Source organism: Chitinophaga sp. GbtcB8, from assembly GCF_019091455.1.
In the GTDB taxonomy this organism is placed as follows: Bacteria; Bacteroidota; Bacteroidia; order Chitinophagales; family Chitinophagaceae; genus Chitinophaga.
Genome location: NZ_JAGXJN010000100.1, coordinates 1 through 473, shown reverse-complemented (window position 1 = coordinate 473; position 473 = coordinate 1). Strand labels below are relative to the sequence as shown.

Here is a 473-nt window from a genome sequence, read left to right as displayed (position 1 = left end):
ATATGGCAACGCCGTTACCTCGATGGGGATGGCCTGGCAACCGCATTGTCTTACTGGGAGGAGCGGTTATCCGGTTCCCAGTCGCTGGAGCTTCCCACAGATCATACACGCCCGGCACAGCAGAGTGGCCGTGGCGCTACCATACATTATGTTTTGCCCGCTGCTTTACAATCGTCGCTGGAGCTGCTTTCCCGTCAGGAAGGCGTGACCCTGTTCATGACCTTACTATCTGTATTTAAGGTACTGTTGTACCGTTACAGCGGTCAGCATGATATTAGTATAGGCGGCCCGGTAGCCAACCGCCAGCGTGCGGAAGTGGAAGGGCTGATCGGTTTTTTTGTAAATACGCTGGTGCTGCGCAGTGAGGTGCATGGTGAAATAAGTTACCGGGACTACCTGCGGCAGTTACGTCAGATCACCCTGGAAGCATATGACCACCAGGATGCGCCTTTTGAAAAAGTAGTGGAGGCAGT

General features: G+C 53.7%; 1 protein-coding gene. It reads left to right on the top strand.

The annotated features are described in order from the left end of the window. On the top strand, positions 1 to 473 hold a 473-nt coding region (locus KVT36_RS31550; RefSeq protein ID WP_217607403.1), incomplete at both ends, for a condensation domain-containing protein.